The following is a 23,256-nucleotide window of genomic DNA, read 5'->3' on the forward strand; positions in this document are numbered from 1 at the left end:
GCAGGGGGCTTGGCCTAGGGCCGTGCCCTAATACCTCACGCGAAAGTCCTTCTCGCCCTGCGCGAGCGGCACCGCGACTTGCGAAGCGAGGCGGCAGGAGATCCAGGTATCCGGGCTGTTTGAGAGGTCCTGGATGCCGCGCCGGAACGCCTCGAGCTGGGAGGGCGTGCCCTGGACCTCGACGAGCACGTCTCCGTCGTCGAGGTTCTGGACCCAGCCGACGCAGCCCGCGCTCTTGGCAAGCAGCTGCGCCTGGAAGCGGAAGCCCACGGCCTGGACCTTGCCCGCGTAGCGCAGGCGAAGCCGTTGGGGAGCGCCCCCTTCCGCACGCGCGATGTCCTGGGCGAGTGTGCCGGCGTGCGCCGCGGCGGCCATCTCGTCTGGAGCGGACGCCGCTGCCTTGCGCCTCCACGGCCAGCGAAGCCCCATGCCTCCCCCTTCCGGCTTACGTTTTCGGTGCACGCCAACGACGCGCGTTGGCCTTGGGGAGAGTATTCCCCATGGCATGGTGATTGACGCGGTTGAGCGGGGAACGGTGGCACGCGGCCATGCAAAGGGGCGACGGCCACGATGGCCGCCGCCCCTTGGGGACGCTATGCCGCGCGGGAGGCTAGGCCTCCTGGTACGGCTTCTTCCAAAGCGAGAGGATCAGGCATGCCACGACGGAGCCGATGGCGAGCGCCGCGAGGTAACCGACGGGGTTGCCGATGACGGCGATGACCCAGGCACCGCCGTGCGGGGCGGGGCTGGTGCAGCCGAACGCCGCGGAGAGCGCGCCGGCGAGCGCGGAGCCGATGATGCAGGACGGAAGGACGTGGCCGGGGTCGGCTGCGGCGAAGGGGATGGCGCCCTCCGTGATGAACGACAGACCCATGATGTAGTTCACGATGCCGGCGTCGCGATCGGCCTTGGACCACTTGCCCTTGAAGAGCGTGGTGGAGAGGGCGATGGCCAGGGGCGGCACCATGCCGCCGACCATGACGGAGGCCATGACGAGCTGGCCGGAGGTGGTGCCGGCGGTGAGGGCGCCGGTGCCGAAGACGTAGGCCGCCTTGTTGAACGGGCCGCCCATGTCGATGGACATCATGCCGCCGACGATGGCGCCGAGCAGGATGACGTTTGTGGTGCCCATGCTGTTGAGGCCGTTGTTGAGCGCGGTGTTGATGGCGCCGAACAGCGGGTTGAGCACGAACATGACGGCTCCGATGGCGAGGGTGCCCAGAAGCGGGTAGATGAGCATGGGCTTGATGCCCTCGAGGGAATCGGGCATGTGGTCGCAGAGCTTCTCGATCCCGAGGACCATGTAGCCTGCCGCGAAGCCTGCGAACAGCGCCGCGATGAAGCCGCCGGAGACGCAGGACGCGGCAGCCGCCTTGGCATCGGAGTTCATGAGCGTGAGGTAGGTGAGGCTGTAGCCGGTCTTGGCGAACAGGCCGCCTACGAAGCCGGGTGCGAGGCCGGGTCGGTCCGCGATGGACATGGCGATGAAGCCCGCCAGGATCGGGAGCATCATGCCAAAGGCCTCGCCGCCGATGGTCTTGAAGAAGGCCGCCGCGGGAATCGAGGAGCCGTAGGCCGCCGTGCCGAGGCCCGGCTGGTCGACGAGAAACGCGATCGCCGTGAGGATGCCGCCGCCGATCACGAAGGGCAGCATGTGGCTGACGCCGTTCATGAGGTGCTTGTATATCACGTGCCAGGCGGAGTCCTTCTCGCCCGCGGTCTCTGCTGCCGTGACCGTGGTGCCCTCCTGGACGGGCGCCTTGCCGTCGAGGATGGTCTGGATGAGCTTCTGGGGCTCGTTGATGCCCGCGGAGACGTTGGTGGAGAGCACCTGCTTGCCACCGAAGCGCGCGCGGTCGACGTTCTTGTCGGCCGCGATGATGATGCCCTTGGCGTGGGCGATCTCGTCCGCGGTCAGGACGTTCTTCGCTCCCGCGGAGCCCTGGGTCTCGGCCTTGAGCGTGACGCCCATCTCCTTGGCCTTCTTCTCCAGGTTCTCGGCCGCCATGTAGGTGTGCGCGATGCCGGTGGGGCAGGCCGTGATCGCGAGGACCTCGGGGTAGCCGGCGGCCGCGACCGCCTCGGGCGCCGCCTTCGCGGCGTCGGCGGCCTCGCGCTCCGTCTCGGCGCGGTCGATGACGGAGCAGAACTCCTCCGGCGTCTTGGCGGCGCGCAGGGCGTCCGCGAACTCCTGGTGCATGAGGAGCTTCGACAGCTGGGCGAGCATCTCGAGGTGGGTGTTGTTCTGCCCCTCAGGCGCAGCGATCATGAACATGAGGTCCGCGGGCGCGTCGTCGGGGGCGTTCCACTCCACGCCGCCCGGCACGGTCATGGCCGCGAGTCCCGGCCGCTTGACGGCCGAGGTCTTGGCGTGCGGAATCGCGATGCCGTCGCCGACGGCGGTGGAGAACTCCGCCTCTCGGGCCAGGATCGCCTTCTTGTACGCAACGGTGTCGCCGATGTTGCCCGAGGCGTCCTGGAGGGCGATCAGCTGGTCGATGGCATCGTCCTGGCTCTTGGCCGTGGCGCCCACCTTGATTCCCTCGGGTTTGAGCAGGTCCGTGATCTTCACGTCTGGCTCTCCTCTCTTACGTGCGGGCGCACCCGGTGCGCCCAACGGAGCCGGCCCCCGTGTGGAACCGGCGTGCCATGCCAATGAAAGCGGTCGAGAAACGCTAGAGGGTCTTGAGCAGCGCCTCCACCTCGGGACGCGTCGCAAGCTTTGCCGAGAAGGCGCTCGCGGAGCCGGTCGCGACGCCCATCTTGAACGCGGTGGCGCAATCGCCGTCGCTCTCCTGGTAGCCTGCCAGGAAGCCGGCGACCATGGAGTCGCCCGCGCCCACGGAGTTGACGACCGTGCCCTTGGGGGCCTCGCTCATGATGACGTCCCCGGACTCGGGCACGAGGACCGCCCCCTCCCCCGCCATGGACACGAGCACGTTGCGCGCGCCCTTCTCCTGTAGTTTGCGCGCGTAGGGCACGACCTCGTCGCGCGTGGACAGCTCCACGCCAAAGATGGCGCCCAGCTCGTGGTTGTTGGGCTTGATGAGGAACGGGTGGTAGCGCAGGACCTTCACGAGCAGGTCGCGCTCAGCGTCGACCACGATGTCGATGCCGCGCCTGTCGAGCCTGTCCATAATGCGCTCGTACATGTCTGACGGGAGCATCGAGGGGACGGAGCCCGCGATCACGAGGGTGTCACCCCGCTGCAGGGCGTCGAGCCTGGCATAGAGCGCGTCGATGTCGGACTCGAGGATCTTGGGGCCGATACCGTTGATCTCGGTCTCCTCGGCGGCCTTGATCTTCATGTTGATGCGGGACATGCCCTCCGCGACGTGGATGAAGTCGCTCTTGGCGCCGGACGTCTGCATGAGGCGGACGATCTCTGCGCCGGTGAAGCCCGCGACGAAGCCGAGGGCGCACGACTCGTGCCCGAGGTTCGAGAGCACGATGCTCACATTGATGCCCTTGCCACCCGGCAGGATGTCCTCGTACGTCACGCGATTGATGGCGCCGGGCTCAAGCCGGGGCATCCTCACGATATAGTCGATCGAGGGGTTGAAGGTGACGGTGTAGATCATTGGTGCTCCTCCTCTAGGTCCACGATGTTGGGGGCTTTGCCGTAGATACCATCTGCGTCGACGTGGTCCGTGATGACGGTCGCCTGGTCGAACTGCGCAAACGTCACGAGCGAGACCTGGCCGAACTTGCTTGCGTCTGCCAGCACGTACGCGCTTTGCGCCTGGCGCAGGCTGGCCTCCTTCACCCTTGCCTCCTCGAGCTCCGGCGTGGTGAAGCCCGCGTCGGGCGAGATGCCGTTCGTTCCCCAGAACCCCACGGTAAAGTGCATGCGCCCCAGGGTCGCGATGGCGTCCGGACCCACGACGGCCTCCGTGACCGGCTTCACCGTCCCGCCAAGCAGGTAGGTCTTCGCACCCTTTGCGAGCAGCGCCTGGGCATGCGGAAGCGAGTTGGTGACGAACGTCGCGCGCGTCTCGGTCAGGTGCTCAACAAGAAGCATCGTGGACGAGCCGGCGTCGACGTACACGAAGTCGTCCGGGCCCACGAGGGCGGCCGCGTACGCGGCGATGCGCTCCTTCGCGGGCAGGTTCTGGGCGCGCTTCTGGGCGACGGGCGAATCCTGCACCACGAGGCGCCGCTTTGGCGCGCAGGCGCCGCCGTGCACGCGGACGATCTTGCGCTGGCCGCTGAGCGCGTCCAGGTCGCGGCGGACGGTCGACTCCGACGCGTCGAGCGCCGCCATGAGCTCGGGCGTGGTGACGCTCCCCCGCTCCGCAACGAGGCGCAGTATGAGGTCGTGGCGTTCCGTGGCAAGCATCGACTGGCACCTCCCTTTCACTACCAAGCAGTATGCACCAGGTTTCCGTCATTTACAATCATTTTCCGTCATTTACGATGATTGTTTTTGACTGAACGGTTACCAGGCGCTCGCGAGCGGTCAGGGCGCGCATGCGAGAGGCCCGATGCCTGCGTGCAGACACCGGGCCTCGGGAGAAGCCTACCTGTTGTTGAGGCGCCTGGGGCGAACGTAGTAGAGGGCACCCGCGACGCATGGAGGTACTTCTCGCCCGGCGAAGCGGCGGACGAGGGGTGCGCGGCGACGAAGGCGGGCACGGCACGCCGGACGCAGCGAATGCGGCACGGCGGACGAGGGACGCGCGGCCTACCTTGCGCGAAGCCTGAGGTTGAGCACCGCCGCCACGATGCCAAACAGCGCAAGCGCGAAGAACGTTCCCCAGGTGACGAGCAGCATGAGGGCGTTTCCCGCGAAGGCAAGCGTCGTCGTGGCCATGACGGCCTGGCCGGCACCCATGACCAAGATCTTGAACGAGTACCCGCCGATCGCCGCAAGGACGTCCGTGACGCCAAACAGCGTGAGCACGCCTCCGAGCGACTGCCCCACCAGCAGCACGTTTGGCACCTGGAAGCCGCCGGCGTCGGTCACGGCCTGAAACGCGATGCAGACGAGGCCCGCCACGACAAAGCCCGCAAGCAGCGCCAGGGGCATGGCGGGCGCCTGCGGCACGGGCAGCGTCGGCAGCGTGACGAACGCGGCCAAGGCGCCCGCGAGCATGTTCACCACGGAGCTGAGGACGATTACGTGAAGAAAGAGGCCGCCAACGCTCCTGATGCCGCCGGCAAAGCCGCCACCGTTTGCATGGCCGGCCTGGAAGGCGTCTGCGATTCCGCAGGCAAAGCCGTTGAACGGAAGGATGGAGCCGAATCCGCTGACGGCCGCGACCCTCTGGTGGATCCCGGGGACGTACAGGATGACCGCGAGGACCCCCAGGCAGAGCAGGGTGCACGGGGCGGCGAACGCCGGGCCCGCCACGGGTTCCAGCGCAATGCCTATAAGCTGGCCAATGATTCCGTACGCCCCTCCCACCAGAAAGCAGAGCGCGTACAGCCTCGCCCTCGACTGGCTCTTTTCTGCCATGATTGCCATCCCCTCCACACGCCCCCGCGCCTCACGCGAGCCATATTGATCCCATGTTGATTGACGCATCGATTTTGAGGGGACGAAGTCTCGAGGCATACGGTCATGCGTCCAGATTAAGGCGTCAAGGGAACGCGGCTTTCTGTTCGCAAGAACAAACGCCCAGGCGAGAAGTACAAGAAAGGCCGGAGGATCTTCTCCCCCGGCCTTTGAATTCAATGGAGCCAGCTATCAGACTCGAACTGATGACCCCCGCTTTACGAGAGCGGTGCTCTACCAACTGAGCTAAGCTGGCAACCTCTGGCTGCCTTAGCAGCGAGTATCAATTATACGGACGCTGCCAAATGATGCAAGTGCGAGTTTTGCCAATTCTCAGGGCGCACAAAACCACCAACACCACCAACACCACCAACGTCTGCCTCACTAACTGACAGATCGCGCTTCTGTCAGTTAGTGATGCTTCTTTAGGCCTCACTATCTGACAGGTCCCTCTTCTGTCGGAAAGTGAGGGCTCCCATGGCCTCACTACCTGACAGATCGCACTCGTGTCAGATAGTGAGCAGGTTGGAGGGCCACAAGCACCAATTTTCACGCAAAAGTGCCTCACTACCTGACAGAACGCACTCGTGTCAGATAGTGAGGCACCCGGGCTCAGGCATCCACGCTCAGGCGGCACGGGTCCAGGCGTCCGGCCCGCGGCGCCGCCTGCCTGCGCTACAGAAGGCGCAGCACCCCGCGCACCAGGCTCTCGAAGTCTGCCGCGTGGCGCTCGGCCTCCTCGAGCACACTCTGGTGCGTGACGGAGGAGTCGCCGCTCTCGTTCGCCGCAAGCGTCAGGCCAAGCACGTTCATGCCCAGCGCGTGTGCCATAATCACCTCACACACGGTGGACATGCCCACGTAGCTCACGCCAAGACCCTTGAGCATCGCTATCTCGGCCGGGGTCTCGAACGTGGGGCCAAGCATGCCCGCGTACACGCCCTCCTCCACCGTGATGCCGGCGTCGTCCGCCACGCCGCGCGCAAGCGTGCGCAGGTACGGCGTGTAGGCGTCCGTCATGCCAACGAACGGCGTGTCCAGCTCGCGCACGTGGTCCCACTCCGCAAGCGGGTTCCTGCCCGTCAGGTTGATCTGGTCCGTCAGGATGCCCAGCCCCTTGTGGGCGTTGCCGGGGATGCAGCCCGTCGCGCACGCGAAGATGATGTCGCGGCAGCCCAGGTGGTGGGCATGGCGCACGAGGGACGTGACCTCGGCCGCGCTGTAACCCTGGTACAGGTGGACGCGCCCGGGGTACACGACCACGGGAACCTCGTCGATCGTGCCGATGGTGGCCTCGAACTTGTGGCCGCTAATGGGACGGGCCTCCTGGGGGAACCCGTCGATGTCGTGGTAGTCGATGCGGCGGACGGGCTTTACCAGCTGCGCAAGGTGTCCAAGGCCCGACCCCAGCACGATGGCGACGGGATGCTCGACGGACGGCTTGCAGCTCTCGACAGTGTCTTCCGTAACCACGCAGATACCTTCTTCCTCGAGGAGGCGCGCAAACACGCCGTCGCCCTCGGTCAGACTTCCCGAATACGTACCATCGTAGATGACTCCGACCCCACACGAGGGGCTCTTTGCCTTCAGAACCGCAAGCGGCGCCCGGCTTGACTTTGCCTTCGCGAAGGATATCCGCGCGCCCCGCTCGAAGTCCTCCGTCACGTCCGTGCCGTCCCTCAGCATCACGCGGCCGTCGCGCTGCTCCGCGGGAGGGCGCGGCACCGGCAGCCGGCTCGCGGTCTCGGGACAGACGCCCACGACGTCCACCTTGGAGCACAGCTCCCCCACGGCCGAGTTCGGCTTCGCTCCCCCGTCGTACCTGCATGCGGTGCCGCGCAGGCACTCGCTCACGATGACCCTCATGCAGCCTCCTCCACGCGCGTCAGACATCCGTCACCTGATTATGCCACGCCGGCGGGCGGACGCGGCACAAGTTGGCTCCCCCGGCGCAGTCGCGCTCGAGGGAGCCATTCGTGACGCTACGTTGTCGCGCGTTGCGCGCGCCCCTGGCGCGGGGCGAGAAGGGCTAGGCGATCAGGCTGGAGATGCTCACCGTGGCGTTGCAGAGCAGTCCGTTCACGTACTCGGTCCACTCCTCGCTCACCTTGGTCTGCTTCTGGCTGTACTCCTGGTAGGCAACGTAGTACGCGGCCTGCGCGGCCTCGTACGTCGCGGAGTCGGCCGTGACCGTGTAGCTCTTCAGCGCGGTCTCGTACGAGCCGCCCTTGCCGCTCCACGTGCCCTTCTGGGCATCCCACTCGTCGCCGGCGAGGTTGATGATGTACTTGGCGTAGTCGGCGCTCGCGGTCTGGGTGTTGCCGTCGGAGGGCTCGGTCGGCGCGGTGGGGGCAGTGCCCGCCTTCGTCTTCACGACCTTGTCGCGAAGCTTCTGCATCTCGGCGGACTGCTTCACGAGGGCCTTCACGGTGGACTTGCTCATGCCGTAGCTCGAGGCGATGCTCGAGTAGTCGCTCGATCCAAGGGTGGACTGCGCGTAGGACTTCATGTCCTTATCGCTCACCTTGATGCCCTTGGCCTCGGCCTCCTTCTGGATGATGGCGGAGCGCGCGTAAGAGAGCACGCCGTCGACGGATGGCAGCTTGTACGTGCCGTCGTCCTGCTTCTGAGAGCTGAGCGAGGACGTGCTGTTGATGACGTCGCGCGCCGTGACCTTGTACGTCTTGCCCTCGTAGGTGTACGTGGCGATCGTGGAGTCGAGCTCGGCCTTCTTTACGGTCGTCTTGCCGGAAAGAGACCCGCTCGCGCCGCCCTGCGCGCCGCCGAACGCGAAGTAGCCCGCGCAGAGGCCCACGGCAAGCGCCACCACGGCGCACACCAGCGGCACCACGAACTTCGGGAGCTGCTTCTTGGCCTTGGGTGCCGCGTCCTTGGCGCCCTTCTCGGCCTTCGTGTCCTTCTCTTGCGACTTGTCCTTGGAAGTGGACTCCGTCATTTCAACCTCCATGCTCGGCCGGCAGGGCCGGCTCCTTGCGACATACGCTTCAGACTGTACCACGACCGGCCGCCCGCACGTCCACGCGATGCCCTTGCGGGCACTTTGCCCATACGCCTGCGCGAAAGCTTAACGCAAGCTCCACGCAAGGCGCGCCGCGCGTGGCACAAGGCGGGCCTGCCACGCGCGCGAGGCGTCGGGCGAGAAGGGCGCGGCCTCGTGAGCGCTACTCCTTCGCGGCGTCGATGATCTCCTGCGACATGGTCTTCACGTAGTCGCGGCCGTTCTTCGCGTCGAAGCTCACGCGCGCCACGAGGGCAGCCCTCACCTCGTCGGACACGTCGCCGCGCACGAACTCCGCCAGCGCCACCAGCATGTCGCGGTACTCCGGGTCGCCGTGGTAGCACTGCACCGCCTCGTCCAGAAGCGGCCAGACGGACGCGGATAGCCTCTTGGAGCGCGCGCCGAGCGCCGCCAGGAACTTGAACGCCGCCAGTCGCACGATGGGCGAGTCCTCGTCAAACAGCGACGCCTCGGCGCCGTCGAGCGCGGCCGAGGCCGCCTGCGCGTCCACGGCAGAAAGCGCCGTGAGCGCCTCGAGCACCTGCCAGCGCGTCTGGGCCTCCGGACGGTCGAGCGCGTCCACCAGGTCGTCCGCGTACGGCAGCACGGCGTCGGGGCTCGTCTTCGCGATGGCCGCCACGATGCGCGACGCCTCCTGCCTGCCACGGCGATGCGACCCGCCGAGCTGCGCAACCAGCAGCTCCAGGCTCTTCTCGTCCGCCGTCTTTGCTTCTTCTGCCATTTGGGCCGCTTCCTTCCCGTCTACTCGCGAAAACCGTCCACCATGACGGTGCCGCTCTTGCTGTCCTGATGAATCTCGATGAAGCCCAGCTTGGACGCCTCGCGCAGCAGCGTCGAGAACGAGCGGTAGCCGTAGCTTCGCTCCGAGAACTGCGGGCGCTTGCGCTTCATGGTGTCCTTCAGACGCGACGCCAGGATCGCGCTGTCGCTTTCCGCCTGCAGTGCGTCGATCGTCTCGAACAGCAGCTGGTAGCAGGGGTGCTTCTCCTTCGACACCTTCGCCTGGAAGTCCGGCACGCCGCTTGCGTGCACGATGTCCTCGTAAAACAGGAACTCGTCGCAGACCTCCGCCAGAAGCGGGCTCGTGGACTGCTTCATGCCCACGCCTATGACCGTCTTGCCAAACTCCTTCAGCTTCGTCACCAGGGGCGAGAAGTCCGAGTCGCCGGACAGGATGGCGAACGTGTCGATGTGGTCCTTCGTGAGGCACATCTCCATCGCGTCGACCGAGAGCCTGATGTCGGCGGAGTTCTTGCCGGTGTACGCCCGGTCCGGGATCTCTATCAGCTCTATGCCCAGCTCGTGCAGGGGCGTGATGGCGTCGTCGAAGCGCTGCCAGTCGCAGTACGCGCGCTTCGCCGTGATGCGACCCTTGTCGACCAGGCGCTCCAGGATGCGCTTGACGTCGGGCCTTGGTCCGGGCTCCTGGTGCCCGTTCCTCTTGCGCTTGCCAGTCCCCAGCGCGAGGTTCTCGTAGTCGATGAGAACCGCCAGGGAGCTCTGGCTGGATTCGTTCATGTATCACTTGCCTTTCGAACTCTTGTGAGAAGGGTGGGGGCCCTTCGCCCCAGACGCGCCCTTGGGGTCCTTCGCGTCCTTTTGGGACACGCTGATGACCTCTGGCATGGGGGTTCCGTCGCGACGTGCGCGACGCACGGCCTCCGCGTTGCCGCCTTCCGCGCGGCGCAGCTGGTCCTTATTTACCCCAAGCACCCTGTCGTGAAACTTCCACGGGCCCACGCTCTCGCCAAAGTCCATCTTCAGCGTGGCGATGGCGCCCGCCATGGCGCCGATGGGGATGCCCGACAGCAGGATGAGCCGCGTGAACCCGATGAGCGCGGACGCGATCACGCCCACGAGCACGATCTTGAGGTTCGCCATCCAGTACTCGCGTCTCGTGACGCAGCCGCGCGCGAGCTCGCTGCCGATGCGCGCGCCGATGACGATGCCCAGCAGCATGAGCATGATGGCGACTATCGCCAGCGCGAAAGCGCCCAAGCTACGCCTCCCCGTTCTGGCTCGCCCTGCGCGTGCGGCTGACCAGGCGGACCTTCGCGTCCCCGGTAACGGCGCCCTTCGCGGAAGGCGCGCCCTTCTCGTCCTGCGCGCCCTGCGAGGCCGCCGCGGACGGGTCCGCGTACGGGTCCGCGTCCAGAAGCGACCAGTCAAGCCCGGCCGCCGTGCCCGTGGCCTCGTCCTCGTACAGCAGCGTCAGCGCCTGCGTGCCCAGCTTGGAGCCGCCGATCTGGCACAGCACGTCGTACAGGTTGAACGCGGTGTCCGCGCCAGGCAGCGTCACGTCCACGTCCTCGGCCTGGCGCAGCGCCAGCGCGATGTCCTTGCGCATGTGCTCGCTCAGGAAGCCGGGGGCGAAGTCGCCCACCACGGACTTCGGCGCCAGGCGCTCCAGGGCCGCGGAATCCGCCATGCCGCCGCTGAGCACGTCGATCACCTGGTCGGGATCGAGCCCGGACTCCCGCGCCAGCGCGAGCGCGTCCGCGTAGCCCACCATGCACGAGGCGAGCGCCACCTGGTTGCACAGCTTGCAAGCCTGGCCGTTGCCGGCGCGCCCCAGAAAGTGGATGCCCTTGCCAAACGCCCGCAGCACGGGGAGAAGGACCTTCGCCTCGTCCTCCGTGGCGCCCATCATGAGCGTGAGGGTACCGTCCTCGGCACCCTGCTGCCCGCCCGTCACCGGGCAGTCAACGGCGTGCTTGTCCATCACGGCCGCCGCGTCGTGCAGCTCGCGCGCGAGCGTGGGCGAGCTCGTGGTGAGGTCGACCATCCACGAGCCCTTGCGCGCCGCGTCCAGGATGCCGTCCTTCCCCAGGTAGACGTCCTCCACGTCGCTGGGGTAGCCCACCATGGTGAACGTCACGTCGGCGTCGCGCGCGGCCGCGGCCGGGCTGTCCGCCCAATGGGCCCCCTTCTGCAGGAGGCCCTCGGCCTTCTCCCTGGTCCTGTTGTGGACCGTCACGTCGAAGCCGGCGTCCATGATCCTGGAGGCGATTGGGGCGCCCATGATTCCGCAGCCCACAAACGCCACCCTGCGTACGCGCACGAGTGCCATGCTGTTCCCTTCTTGCGTACGGTCCCGCCTACTGGGCGGAGCCGCCCCTCTTCACCTTGCGGGCGATGCGGTCCGTAAGCGACATCTTCTCCCTGCGGTCCGTGCCCCAGAACACGAGCGCAACCATGCCGGGGCCCACGTGCGAGCCCAGGATGGGCGACACTCTGCTGTGGATGATCGCTACGTCCTCGCAGCCCTTCTCCTTGCGGACCTCGCGCTCGAGCCAGTCCGCGTCCTTCTGCGCGTCCGTCGACACGATGGCCAGGGGCAGCGTGGCGTCGTGGGCGTAGTTGTCGCGGAAGTCCTGCAGGATGGCGCGAAGGGCCTTCTTGCGGCCGCGGCACATGCCGCGTAGCGTGAGGGCGCCGTTCGTGTCGTACGAGAGCTCCGGCTTGATGTCGAGCTTGCCGCCCACGTTCGCCGCGGCGGGCGGGATGCGGCCGCCTGCGGCCAGCGCGTCGAAGCTGTCGAGCGTGAAGTAGCCGTGCACGAAGTAACGCGCGTCGCTCGCCCACTCGTAGAGCTCCTTAGCGGAAAGGCCGTTGGAGGCCTGGCGCACCACCTCGATGGCCAGAAGCTCGCCGGCCGCGGAGTCGCACTTGTTGTCGAGCACGTAGATCTCGAAGTCCGGGTACTCCTTGCGCACCATCTCCGCTGCCTGGCGGGCGGAGTTGATGGAGGAGGAGAGCCCCTCCGTCAGGCCCATGTACAGCGTGGGCATGCCCTCCTGCGCGGCGCGCTTGAAGACCTCGTAGTACCTGCCGGGCGTGACGGCCGCCGTGGTGTAGTGCACGTCCGGGTGCTTGCGCATGTTCTCGTAGAACTCGTGCGGGTCGCTTTCGGCCCACATGTCGTCCACGTGCTCGCCGTCAGGCCCCACGTACGTGAACGGGATGACCTCCACGCCGAGCTGCTTCACGACGCCGGGCGCGAAGTCCGCCGTGGAGTCCACTATGATCTTGACGTTACGCCTCTGATGATAGGCGCGGCCGGCGCTCTTCACGCCGGCCGGAACATCAGGAGCGTCAGATATGGCTTGTGCCTGCTGACCCATCTGCTGCTTACCTCGCTAAGCCTGGTCGTCCTCTGGTTCGAGGCGCGGTTTGATGATTCCGTATCCACCATTATGACGGTGGTAGATGACGTTCACCAGCCCGGTCGCAGCATTTTCAAACACGTAGAAGTCGTGACCCAGCAGGTCCGTCTGCACAAGCGCCTGCTCCTCGGTCATCGGCTTCAGCTCGACGTACTTCTCGCGCACGAGCACGTCATCGTCATCGTCCGTCGGCTCGATGAGCTCCGCGAGGTCGTCCACGTGCTCCGGGACCGCGACGGCGGCGCGCTGCTTCCTGTCGATCACGCGGGTCTTGTACTTGCGCAGCTGGCGCGTGACCTTCTCGGCCGCCTCGTCGATGGCGGCGTACATGTCAGAGCTGCTTGCCTCCACGCGCACGACGTAGTCGCGCACGAATACCGTGACCTCGCACATCTTGCGATCGGGGTTGGACGGGTTCTTGTCGACGCGCAGCACGACATCGCAGCTCATGGGCTTGATATCGAACACCTTGAGCGCTTCGCCGACCTTGCTGTTCACGTGCTCACGCATGGAATCGGACACGGAGACCTTGCGCCCGGAAATCTTGATATCAGCCATCAGTGCCTCCCACTATCGCGTTTTCTGCCCTTTTGGAGCACTTGCGTACCCTATTAATACCCAATGGTGCCGACAAAAGCCCCTTGCATTCGACATTCGGTAGGATTGGCCGCCCCGCGCACCCGGCCCCTACACCGTGGCCGCGTTCGAGCCGGCCTCGTGTCCCGCGGACGCGCCTTCGAGCGACGCCTGGCTCGCGCCGGCGGAGTCGCCGTCCGTCGCGGTTCCCGCGCCCGTCGCGCCCGCACCGGACGCGCCCGCCGGAACGTCCTGCACCTGTGACGAGGCCGAAAGCGCGTCCATGCCCGCGACCCAGCGCCTGCGCACCAGCCCCATGAGACCGTTCTTCTCGACCGCGTCGTACACGGCCTTCACGGCATCCGCGAGCTCGGCGTTCCGGGAGGACACCGCGATGCCCTGGGCCCTTGGCGCGTCGAGCGTGCCCGCGAGGCACACCTCGTCGTAGCGGGCGGAAAGGTATGCGCCGCTGTACGCGTCGCACAGCACGTAGTCCACGCCTCCGGACTCGAGCGCGTCGAACGCGGCGTTCAGGTTGTCGTACGTCTTGACCGACATCACGAGGCCGGTCTTGGAGAGCGCGGTCTGCGACACGGAGCCCATCTGCACGCCGACGGACTTGGACGAGAGGTCGTCCACCTTCGCGACGCCCGTGTCGCCCTTGTGGAAGAACGCCGAGGCCTGCTCCGCGTAGTCGCCCACGACCGTCGCTCCGCCCACCTGGCCGTCCACGGCGCCCATCAGCACGTCGCACGTGGTGCCCAGGCCAGGGTTCGCCTCGTCCACGCTCACGAAGCGCACCTTCAGGCCAAGCTCGTCCGCGAGCGCACCCGCGAGGTCCACGTCCATGCCGTACGCCCTGCCCGAGCTCGAGCCCACGTACAGCGGCACCATGCTGTCCTGCGTGTCGATTCCCACGGTGAGCACGCCCTTGCTTATGGTCGACGTCACCTTTGGCGAAAGCGCGGCGGTCTTGGCGGCAAGCGCCTCGCCCACGCTGGCCCTTGGCCCCGCGACGGCGGACAGGGGGCTCGAGCAGCCCGACAGCGCGACGCAGGTTGCGAGCGCCGCCGCGGCGGCTACGGTGTTGCGGTGGACGGCTTTGCTCATCCCAGGACCTCTCCTCGTGCGACCTCAAACGTGTCCCACCCAGCTGACCTGGTATTTGACCCCACACTCGCGCACCGGGACCGTCGCTTCGGGGCTGCTCGGCCCCCCACTGTTGGCCCTCTCGCCCGGGAGGCCGGATGCCTCGAGGAATTACGGGCGGTGCGACTGACTTCTAGGACGAGCCATGCTCGCTCGGCCGCGCACGCCCGAGCTTACGTGGATCCCTTTGGCCTCGTCTGCCATGGACTAGGGGCTTTGCCCCGCAACCACAGACCTGGATGGAACAATCGCATAGTATACCAGCACTTTCGTCACGCCCTCACCACACGCGCGCGAGCGAGCACGCACTCACGGCCAGCGCGCCGCGCGCCAGCAGGGCACGCGCCGCCTCGCGCACCGTCGCCCCGGTCGTGATCACGTCGTCCACCAGAAGCAGCCGCAGGCCCCGCACGTCCTCCACCACGCCGACCGTTCCCGCGAGGTTCGCGGCGCGCTCGTCGCGGCCCAGCTCGCGCTGGTCGCGGGCCGAGCGCCTCGCCAGCACGTCCGCAAGCGGCAGCCCCGTCCCGCGGGCGAGAAGAGCCGCCACCCGCTCCATGTGGTCAAACCCGCGCCTGGCGTATGCCTCGGCCGTCGCGGGCACGAAGCACACGCCGTCGAGGGCGCGCTCGTCGAAGCGGGGGCCTCCGTCCGCGCCCGGCCACGACGACGCCTCTTCGAGCGAGGTCAGCATGGCCGCCGCTATCACCGGCGCCATGCGCTTCTCGCCCTCGTCCTTGTAGCAGGTGATCATGCGCGCCGCGAGCCCCGCAAACGGCAGGCAGCACACGGTGCCGGCCAGCTCCCAGTCGCGCGAGCACTCCGTGCACGTGAGCCAGCCAAACGGGGCTCCGCACACCGGGCACGCCCAGCGCTGGTCTATCCACGGCAGCGCGGAGCGACAGTCCGCGCACAGAAGCTCCCCCGGCATGTCGCAGCCCACGCAGCGCGTCGGCCACAAAAGCTCCGCCATCCCGCCCGCAAGGTCCCGTATCGCGCCGCCAGTCACGCCCCACATGCACACGACCCCCCCCCAACGCTTGCGCGCGGGGGGTCGTCGGTTTTGCGTCATACTACCACGCCGGCGCTACAGCGAGAAGAGCGCGCACGCGTTTCTCCAGCAGGCGTCGTACGTGGACTGCCGAGCGTGCCCACCGGCCTCGCGCACCTCCGCCAGCCTCGCAAGCGTGAACGCGACCATCGCCGGCTCGCACTCCTCGCCGCGCAGCGGCACGGGCGCCATGTACGGGGCGTCCGTCTCGCACAGGAGCTGCTCCTCCGGGCACAGCGCCGCCGCCTCGCGAATGTCGTCCGAGCGGTTGAACGTCATCGCGCCGCCAAACGCCACGTCGCAGCCCAGCTCGACGAACGGGGCCATCACGTCGGGGCCCTGCGTGAAGCAGTGCAGGTCGCACCCGCGCCCGGGCACGCCCTCCTCCCTCAGCACCCGCGCGGCCAGCACGTGAGCCTGGGCGCCGGGGTCGTCCGGGTTGTCGCGAATGTGCAGCTCTACGGGCAGGTCCCGCTCGTGCGCAATGCGCAGCTGCGCCCTGAACGCCGCCTCCTGCACGTCCGCGGGAAGCTCGTTGTACGGGCCGAAGTCGAGGCCTATCTCGCCCACGCCCACGCAGCGCGGGCTGTCGAGAAGAACGTCGAGCCTGGCCAGGGCATCGTCCGTGAGCTCCGCCGCGCCGTAGGGGTGCGCCCCCGCGACGATGCGCACGTTGTCCACGAGGTCGGGAATATCCCGCCCGGAAAAATCCGGCGGCACGAGACCGTGCTCGGCGCACTCGTCCAGGCGCTCGGCCGCACGCCCCACCTGCTCGTCCAGCCACGAGAGCAGCGCCTGTGCCGTGGAGAACTTCCGCGGCACCTCGTCCACGGGGTCGACGGGCACCACCAGCAGGCGAACGCCCGCCAGCGCGGCTCGGCAGATGGAGATGGAGGCGTCGTGCTTGCGGAAGCTCGTCAGATGGCCGTGGCTGTCCGCGATGGGGGCGAGCGGCGCGGGCAGCGGCTTCGCGCGGCCCTTCCGGTCGTGGAAGAGTTCCCCGTCCTCGAGCGTGAGGGCGTCCATGCCAAGCATCTCCTGCGACACGCCTACTCCTTCCCCACCTGTGACAGCGCGTCCGCAAGACGAATGAAGTCCTCGGTCGCGAGGGTCTCCGCGCGGGCCGTCGGCTCAATGCCGGTTGCGGACAGCGCCTCATCCAGCGCGTCCTTCGCGTAGCCCGCCGAAGACATGGAGTTTCGTATGGTCTTGCGACGCTGGGCGAACGCGGCCTCGATCACGCCTCTCGTGGCCTCGAGCATCGCCGGGGCGAGGGGCTCTCCCGTTGCGGGGTCGCGCGCGGGGTCGCGGTCGATCCTCACGACGGCGGAGTCAACGTGCGGGGGCGGCATGAAGTTACCTGGTCCCACCTCGAAGCGCCCGGTCACCGTTCCCAGGAGCGAGAGCTTCGCCGTGTAGGCGCCGTATGCCTTGCTGCCGGGCTTTGCGGAGATGCGGTCGGCGACCTCCGCCTGGACCATCACGACGGCGCGCCCGATGGTGGGCATCTGCTCGAACGTCTTCAGGATGATGGTCGCCGCCACCTGATAGGGCAGGTTTGAGACGAGCTTAGTCGGGGCGGGGTCGAGCCCCTCGATGCCAAGGTTGCGAACGGCATCCGTCAGCGCCCCCACGTCGACCCTGAGGGCGTCGCCCTCGAGCAGCGCGAAGCGCTCGGAGTCGCGCGCGCAGGTCTGTGCGAGCACGGGCGGCAGGGTCCTGTCCGCCTCGACGGAGCACACCGCCCCGGCATGCGGCAGCATGGCGACGGTAAGGGTCCCGATGCCGGGCCCGACCTCGAAGACCACGTCCTTCTCGCCCAGCTCCGCCAGGCCGAGGATGCGACCGATGACGGAGTCGTTCACCAGGAAGTTCTGCCCGAGGCGGTGCTTTGTGTAGAGGCCGAACCCGTCCAGGACCTCGCGCGTCCTGGACGGGTTGGCGAGCCATGAGTACGGCGTCTGGGCCATGGGGCTACTTCTTGGCCAGACGGGGGAAGAGCGCGTCGCCCTTGGTCACGGGAAGGCCGCCCTTGAGCTGGCCCCACTCGCATGCGGCCGCAAGGTCGTCGGTCGCCGCCTCGTCACCGTGGCTCATGCGGCGCAGCGCCTCCGCGGAGGTCTCGGGCATGAACGGCGCGAGCAGGTGCGCGCAGATGCGGATGGTCTCGAGCAGGTTCAGGATGATGTCCTGCAGGTCGCCCGCGCGGGCGGGGTCCTTCGCCACGTTCCAGGGCTCGGAGTCCTCGATGTAGTGGTTTGCCGCGTGGACCAGCTCCATCACGACGTCCTTCGCGTCGTCGTACTCGATCTTGTCCATGTGCGCGGCATAGCGTCCCTCGATGCCGAGCGCCACGTCCCTGAGCGGGTTCGGGCGCGTTGCCCAGCCCTCCGGGACCTCAGGGCTCTTGCCGTCGAAGTACTTCACGCTCATGTTGAGGGCGCGGCTCACGAGGTTGCCCCAGCTGTTGGCCAGGTCGGCGTTATAGACCTGCTCCATGCGGCTGAAGCTGATGGCGCCGTCCTCGCCGGGCTTGACGTCGGTCATGAAGTAGTAGCGGTAGCCCTCGACGCCCAGGAGGTCGATGACCTCCTGCGGCGCGATGGCGTTGCCGCGGGACTTGCTCATCTTCTCGCCCTGGCCGGTCTCCTCGTTCTTGACCATGAGGAAGCCGTGCGCGAAGACGTGCTCGGGCAGGGCCTCGCCGATGGCCATGAGCATGGCGGGCCAGATGACGCAGTGGAAGCGGATGATGTCCTTGCCAACGACGTGGTACTGAGCGGGCCAGCGGTACGCGAGCTCCCTCTTCGCGGCCTCGCTGGGGTCGCCGTAGCCCACGGCCGTCATGTAGTTGAGCAGGGCGTCGAACCACACGTAGGTGACGTGCTTCTCGTCGAACGGGAGCTTGATGCCCCAGTCGAAGCTCGTGCGGGACACGGAGAGGTCCTGCAGGCCGCCCTCGACGAAGGTGCGCACCTCGTTCATGCGGAAGCCGGGCTGCACGAAGTCGGGATGCTCGTCGTAGAGCGCCAGCAGCTTGTCCTGGAAGGCAGAGAGCTTGAAGAACCAGGACTCCTCCTGCACGCGCTCCAGGGGACGGCCGCAGTCGGGGCAGAGGTGCTGGCCCTCGGTGTGACGGTCCTCGTCCGCATGGGCGACCTGCGTCTCGGTGAAATAGGTCTCCTCGGGCACGCAGTACCAGCCGTCGTAGGAGCCCTTGTAGATGTAGCCGGACTCGCGCATGCGATCCCACAGGTACTGGACGGCGCGGGTCTGGCGCGGCTCGGTGGTGCGGATGAAGTCGTCGTTGGAGATCTCGAGGGTCTTCCAGAGGTCCTTGAAGTACGGCGCCTGGCTGTCGCACCACTCCTGCGGCTCCATGCCGTGCTCGCGGGCGGCCTCCTCGACCTTCTCGCCGTGCTCGTCCATGCCGGTCAGAAACTTGACGTCGTAGCCCTTGGCGCGACGGTAGCGCGCCTGGACGTCGCACAGGACCGTGGAGTACGCGGTTCCCAGGTGCGGCTTCGCGTTGACGTAGTAGATTGGCGTGGTGATGAAGAACGAGGGCTTGTCTGCCATAGTGCTGGTCTCCTAATGACGGAATGGTTGGCTTGCCGACGGCGCATGTCGCCGCGACGTTCGCGATGGACAATTGTAACTCAGGTGCATTCGCGCGGTTCGCGCAGGCTGTGGGCGCACATCTGCTCCACCTGTACGTGGGAGCGCGCGGGCGCGCCCATGGGACGACCCGGCGCTATCGCCCGCTCTCCCGCAGAATCGCGTCGTAGGCCTCGGCCTTCGTGAGCGAGAAGGACTTCGCAAGGCGCTTCGCGAGCCTGGTCTTGGGTTCGCCCTCCTCGAGGCCGGCGCGTATCGCCTCCTCGAGAGACTGGGTTCTACCGCTCGCCGCGGCGCGCCTTCCCGAGAGCTCCTCCTCAGTGGGGGCACCGATGACGACGACGCACTCGCCCCTGACCTCGTCCCTCTCAGCGACGAGCGCGGCGAGTTCGGGAGCGCGGCCCCGGAGGCACTCCTCGTGCACCTTCGTGAGCTCGCGGACGAGGGCGACGTCGCGGTCCGGAAGCACCTCCGCGATGCGTGCCAGAGTCGCCGCGACACGATGCGGCGACTCGTACACCACGAGCGCGCCGGGCACGACGGCAAGCTCCTCGAGCCTGGCCCGCATGGCGCCCGCCTTGCGCGGCAGGAACCCCTCGAAGAAGAAGTGCTCCATGGGCAGGCCGGAGGCGACGAGCGCGCAGATGGCCGCGGACGGGCCCGGTATGACCTCAACGCGCAGCCCCCTGTCGAGCGCCGCGTCCACCAGCCTCTGGCCGGGATCTGAGACGCCCGGCATGCCGGCATCCGAGACGAAGGCGACGCGGTCCCCCGCCTCGATCCGCTCGAGCGTCGGCTCCACCCTCTGGTCGAGCACGTTCTCGTCCGCTCGCTGAAGCGGGACGTGCACGTCGAAGCGTCCGAGTAGCTTGCTCGTCACACGCGTGTCCTCGCAGAGCAGGAGGTCGGCGGACTTCAGGGTCTGGATGACCCTCGGCGATGCGTCGGAGAGGTTTCCTATGGGCGTGCCCACGACGCTGAGCACGCCCGGCGACGCCGCGCTCACGCCAGCATCCTTCGCTCGAAGGATGCGAGGGAGATCCTCGCGTCCCAGCTCGAGAGCTTTCCGTCGGTCTTCCACGTCTGGTAGAACCACCCGTCACAGTCCCTGAAGGCATTGAGCTGCTCGGAGATGTAGACGCGCTCGAGGGCGATGCGCCCCTCCGGGGTGGTCATGGAGTCCGAGAACGGCAGGGCGGCGGACCACTTGCCGACCATGACGGGAAGGCCGCTCCTCCTTGCGGCGCGGAGCGACTTCTGCGACTTGTTGACGAGACTCCTCACGCCCGACGGACCGGCCGTCTTGACGCTGTCCGTGTAGTGGTAGAGATGGCAGTCGAGCCACACGTTCTTGTAGCGGTCGTGCGCCATGAAGTGACGCCACGAGGCCGGCTCGCCGGCGTCGGGAATGATGACCCTGACGTCGTCCCCCGCCTCGCGACGGATGGCATCGTAGGCATCGCGATAGTAGTTCCGGAGCCTGTGGATCGGGACGCCATCGGTGAGCGTGAGGCCATGTCTCACCTGCACGGCGGGATCGTCCGCCACCTCGATGCCCGCGAAGGACGCCCGCGTGGCGTAGCGCTTCGCGAGCATGCCGAGGACGGAGACCATGTCGTTGCGGTAGTGGGAGAAGTCGTCGTGGTTGCGCACCAGAGACGTCTGGTCGCTCGCGGAGCCTGGCGCGATGTCCAGCACAAGCACGAGGTTGAGGCTTATCTCGTCCGCCCAGTCGAATGCCTTGTCCACCTTTTCGATGCAGCCGAGGAACGGGCCGGCTTCGGGGCCGTCGTCCCCGAAGACATACCAGGGAACGGGAAGGCGGACGGCGTTGAAGCCACGTGCGGCGATATGGACGAAGTCCGTCTGCTTTATGAAGTCGGCCCTGTGCTCGCTCACGAGGTCGCGATAGTGGCGCTTGCCGAGCGAGCGGACGAGGCTCTCCTCGTCCAGGGCCCCGGAGTCCGCGAACAGGACCGGAGAGACCCACGGCTCGAGCGTAAGCCAACCGGAAAGGTTAACCCCATGTAAAGCCCTGTCAGACATGAATCCCCAATCGTCGCAGCTACGACCTTTGTTTTCGAGTATAACCGCTCCACTGGACGCAAGGTGCACAATGGCGTCTTTCGTTCGCGCCACCACGACTAGCCAAGATACGACGGCGGCACCTTCGCCTCGACGAACCATCGCGGCCCCTCGTAGTAGAGGAAGGTGTCCCTTCCCGCGACGCGCACGGTGTAGCGCATGCCCGTCCCTCCCGTGCGGAGCGAGTGCGCCTGCCGCCGATCGAGCACGCGGTCGATCTTGTAGCGCGTCCCGTCGTCCCATATGACCTCGAGGGGCTTGACCCGCCCCTCCACGTCCGTCTCGGAAAGGACCTCAACATAGTGCTTCCTCCTGTCGATTATGCCGTCCACAAGGGCTCACCTCACGCAAAGTACGAGACGGGATGGGTAAAGTGGTCGCGCTCGGGGTCGAGACCGGAGAGCCGTGGGTCGAGCAGCTCCGACGCACGCCTGACCGCATGGTTGCCGAAGCGGTGCCTGAGCTCGTCCATCGACTCGTCGAGCGCGCGCTGTCGCAGGCGTCTCTCCTCCACCCCCTCGATGTCGAGCTGCACGGGACGCATGGCCGGAACGAGGTTCGACGCGCGTACCCCGATTGCGCGGATCTTCTCGTACCTGAAGTCCCAGTCCGATACGAGGAGGCTCGCGGCGAGGGAGCATATCTCGGTCGTGATGTTGCTGGGACAGTCGAGCCGGGCCTGCCGGCTGTGGCAGGCGAGCGTGCGGAAGTCGCGACCCGTTGCCGATACGGTGCGCGCCATGAGGCCAAGCTGCCTGAGCCGCTGGGAGACTGACTCGCCCATGAGCCAGACCACCTGCCTAGCCGTGCGCGCGTCCTCCACGTCGAAAGGGCAGGTTATGCCATTGCCCACGCTCTTCACCTCCCGCTCCGTGTCCGTGATGGCAAGGTCGAGCGGTCGCACGGGACTCGCATCCCTGCCTTGGGCGAAGGCCTGGACGACGAGGCCGGGCTTGCCGAGCGTTCGCCTGACGAGCGCGGGGTCTGCGCGGGCGAGCTGGCCTATGGTCCAGATGCCGAAGTGGTTGAGCTTGTGCTCCGTGGCAGGCCCCACGTAGAGGAGGTCTCCCACCGGGGCCTTCCACACGAGGTCGCAGGCGTTGTCCGGGAGCACCTCCATGTAGCCGTCCGGCTTGTCGTGGTCGCTCCCGAACTTGGCGAAGATCTTGTTCCACGAGTACCCGATGGAGCACGTTATGCCGAGCTCGTGCTTTATGCGGTTGGAGATGGAGGCCGCGACGGAGCGGACGTCGCCTCCCCACAGGTGGATGGAGCCCGTGAGGTCGAGCCACGCCTCGTCAGGGCCAAAGGGCTCCACGAGGTCCGTGTAGTCGTAGTAGATGCGGCGCGCCGCCATCGAGTAGCGACGGTAGAGCTCGTAGCGCGGCGGGACGATCACCGCGTCCGGGCAGGCCTGGCGCGCCTGCCAGAGCGCCATGGCCGTTTTGACGCCGCGACGCTTGGCCTCGTAGCTCGCCGTTAGCACGATGCCGTGCCTGAGCTCCTCGTTTCCGCCCACGACAAGCGGGCGCCCCCTGAGCTCCGGCCGCTCCGCCTGCTCGACGCTCGCATAGAAGGCGTTCATGTCACAGTGTAGGATCTTGCGCGACGTGTCCACCGTTCCCCCTCCGACAGCATCCATTTAAGAACATCTGTTCGTAGTTTGGAAGTGCCAGTGGACATTAATTCCGTCATCGCGCGCCGGCGGTCCGCCGGGACGCGTCGCGGGGCGGACCAGGCACAGGTAGGTGCGGCCGCGCGAACGATTAGAACACTTGTGCTGTTTTTGTCGAGAAGGACGTGACGTCCGGAACATGAGGAAGCCCCGCGGGCGAAGGGGCCCGCGGGGCTTCGACTCTACTCTGAGGAGGGCTTGGGGCCGTTGCCGGAGGGCCTTGCGGAGGAGTCTCCGCCCGGCTTGCCTCCGCCGCGATGGCGACGGCGGCGCCTGGGCTTGTCAGAGCCCTCGGCCGACGGCGAGGACGCACCCTTCGCGCGGGGCGGGCGCTGGCTGCCGGCACCGTCGGCGGGCTGCTGGCCGCCGCGGTCGCCGGGCTGTCTCTTATACACATCT

General features: G+C 67.2%; 22 protein-coding genes, 1 tRNA gene and 1 pseudogene. All 24 read right to left on the reverse strand.

Annotated elements, in window-relative coordinates; genetic code table 11:
• Window positions 1–27: 27 nt before the first annotated feature.
• Window positions 28–429: an acylphosphatase gene (locus ACTQWE_RS08010; RefSeq protein WP_441921566.1), complete on the reverse strand. Its 402-nt coding sequence runs from the start codon at window positions 427–429 to the stop codon at window positions 28–30.
• Between the two features lie 181 nt (window positions 430–610).
• Window positions 611–2,572 (reverse strand): PTS fructose transporter subunit IIABC, encoded by a 1,962-nt coding sequence (locus ACTQWE_RS08015; RefSeq protein ID WP_441921568.1) that lies wholly within the window; start codon window positions 2,570–2,572, stop codon window positions 611–613.
• Window positions 2,573–2,675: 103 nt separating this feature from the next.
• On the reverse strand, window positions 2,676–3,581 hold the full coding sequence (pfkB, locus tag ACTQWE_RS08020) for a 1-phosphofructokinase (RefSeq protein ID WP_441856939.1): 906 nt from the start codon (window positions 3,579–3,581) through the stop codon (window positions 2,676–2,678).
• A complete protein-coding gene (locus ACTQWE_RS08025) occupies window positions 3,578–4,339 on the reverse strand; it encodes a DeoR/GlpR family DNA-binding transcription regulator (RefSeq protein WP_441856938.1) in 762 nt (253 codons plus the stop codon). The genes pfkB and ACTQWE_RS08025 overlap by 4 nt, the downstream gene beginning before the upstream one ends.
• 345 nt (window positions 4,340–4,684) lie before the next feature.
• Complete coding sequence (locus tag ACTQWE_RS08030) at window positions 4,685–5,458, reverse strand: hypothetical protein (RefSeq protein ID WP_441856937.1); 774 nt, start codon at window positions 5,456–5,458, stop codon at window positions 4,685–4,687.
• 219 nt (window positions 5,459–5,677) lie between these two features.
• Window positions 5,678–5,753, reverse strand: a tRNA-Thr gene (locus ACTQWE_RS08035).
• A gap of 419 nt (window positions 5,754–6,172) precedes the next feature.
• On the reverse strand, window positions 6,173–7,363 hold the full coding sequence (locus ACTQWE_RS08040) for a purine-nucleoside phosphorylase (protein ID WP_441856936.1): 1,191 nt from the start codon (window positions 7,361–7,363) through the stop codon (window positions 6,173–6,175).
• 163 nt (window positions 7,364–7,526) lie between these two features.
• On the reverse strand, window positions 7,527–8,453 hold the full coding sequence (locus ACTQWE_RS08045) for a hypothetical protein (RefSeq protein WP_441856935.1): 927 nt from the start codon (window positions 8,451–8,453) through the stop codon (window positions 7,527–7,529).
• A gap of 226 nt (window positions 8,454–8,679) precedes the next feature.
• Window positions 8,680–9,258 carry a hypothetical protein gene (locus tag ACTQWE_RS08050; protein WP_441856934.1) on the reverse strand — a complete coding sequence of 193 codons (579 nt, stop codon included), beginning with the start codon at window positions 9,256–9,258 and terminating at the stop codon, window positions 8,680–8,682.
• Window positions 9,259–9,278: 20 nt separating this feature from the next.
• Window positions 9,279–10,055, reverse strand: coding sequence for an NYN domain-containing protein (locus ACTQWE_RS08055; protein WP_170103159.1), 777 nt, complete (start codon window positions 10,053–10,055; stop codon window positions 9,279–9,281).
• 3 nt (window positions 10,056–10,058) lie between these two features.
• A complete protein-coding gene (locus ACTQWE_RS08060; protein ID WP_441856933.1) occupies window positions 10,059–10,535 on the reverse strand; it encodes a hypothetical protein in 477 nt (158 codons plus the stop codon).
• Between the two features lies 1 nt (window position 10,536).
• Window positions 10,537–11,607, reverse strand: coding sequence for an NAD(P)-dependent oxidoreductase (locus ACTQWE_RS08065; RefSeq protein ID WP_441856932.1), 1,071 nt, complete (start codon window positions 11,605–11,607; stop codon window positions 10,537–10,539).
• A 28-nt stretch (window positions 11,608–11,635) separates the two neighbouring features.
• The gene (locus ACTQWE_RS08070) at window positions 11,636–12,661 is read right to left on the reverse strand and encodes a DegV family protein (RefSeq protein WP_441856931.1); all 1,026 of its coding nucleotides are present in this window, start codon (window positions 12,659–12,661) and stop codon (window positions 11,636–11,638) included.
• 15 nt (window positions 12,662–12,676) lie between these two features.
• Window positions 12,677–13,261: a ribosome hibernation-promoting factor, HPF/YfiA family gene (hpf, locus tag ACTQWE_RS08075; protein ID WP_170103156.1), complete on the reverse strand. Its 585-nt coding sequence runs from the start codon at window positions 13,259–13,261 to the stop codon at window positions 12,677–12,679.
• Window positions 13,262–13,390: 129 nt separating this feature from the next.
• Complete coding sequence (locus tag ACTQWE_RS08080; protein ID WP_441856930.1) at window positions 13,391–14,389, reverse strand: substrate-binding periplasmic protein; 999 nt, start codon at window positions 14,387–14,389, stop codon at window positions 13,391–13,393.
• 319 nt (window positions 14,390–14,708) lie between these two features.
• A complete protein-coding gene (locus ACTQWE_RS08085) occupies window positions 14,709–15,446 on the reverse strand; it encodes a ComF family protein (RefSeq protein ID WP_441856929.1) in 738 nt (245 codons plus the stop codon).
• A gap of 69 nt (window positions 15,447–15,515) precedes the next feature.
• A complete protein-coding gene (locus tag ACTQWE_RS08090; protein WP_441856928.1) occupies window positions 15,516–16,526 on the reverse strand; it encodes a TatD family hydrolase in 1,011 nt (336 codons plus the stop codon).
• A gap of 2 nt (window positions 16,527–16,528) precedes the next feature.
• Complete coding sequence (gene rsmA, locus ACTQWE_RS08095; protein WP_441856927.1) at window positions 16,529–17,449, reverse strand: 16S rRNA (adenine(1518)-N(6)/adenine(1519)-N(6))-dimethyltransferase RsmA; 921 nt, start codon at window positions 17,447–17,449, stop codon at window positions 16,529–16,531.
• A 4-nt stretch (window positions 17,450–17,453) separates the two neighbouring features.
• Entirely contained in the window at window positions 17,454–19,058 is a 1,605-nt protein-coding gene (metG, locus tag ACTQWE_RS08100; protein WP_441856926.1) for a methionine--tRNA ligase, read from the reverse strand.
• Between the two features lie 175 nt (window positions 19,059–19,233).
• Window positions 19,234–20,103 (reverse strand): 16S rRNA (cytidine(1402)-2'-O)-methyltransferase, encoded by an 870-nt coding sequence (gene rsmI / locus ACTQWE_RS08105; protein WP_441856925.1) that lies wholly within the window; start codon window positions 20,101–20,103, stop codon window positions 19,234–19,236.
• Window positions 20,100–21,143 carry a glycoside hydrolase family 5 protein gene (locus tag ACTQWE_RS08110; protein WP_170103150.1) on the reverse strand — a complete coding sequence of 348 codons (1,044 nt, stop codon included), beginning with the start codon at window positions 21,141–21,143 and terminating at the stop codon, window positions 20,100–20,102. Before ACTQWE_RS08110 ends, rsmI begins: the two co-directional genes overlap by 4 nt.
• 98 nt (window positions 21,144–21,241) lie before the next feature.
• On the reverse strand, window positions 21,242–21,514 hold the full coding sequence (locus ACTQWE_RS08115) for a hypothetical protein (RefSeq protein WP_197674338.1): 273 nt from the start codon (window positions 21,512–21,514) through the stop codon (window positions 21,242–21,244).
• Between the two features lie 11 nt (window positions 21,515–21,525).
• Entirely contained in the window at window positions 21,526–22,800 is a 1,275-nt protein-coding gene (locus ACTQWE_RS08120; RefSeq protein WP_441856924.1) for a Y-family DNA polymerase, read from the reverse strand.
• A 239-nt stretch (window positions 22,801–23,039) separates the two neighbouring features.
• Window positions 23,040–23,256, reverse strand: a pseudogene (locus ACTQWE_RS08125) (hypothetical protein); the annotation flags it as partial.

The sequence above is a fragment of the Parafannyhessea sp. LCP19S3_B1 genome (assembly GCF_052121955.1).
GTDB lineage: Bacteria > Actinomycetota > Coriobacteriia > Coriobacteriales > Atopobiaceae > Parafannyhessea.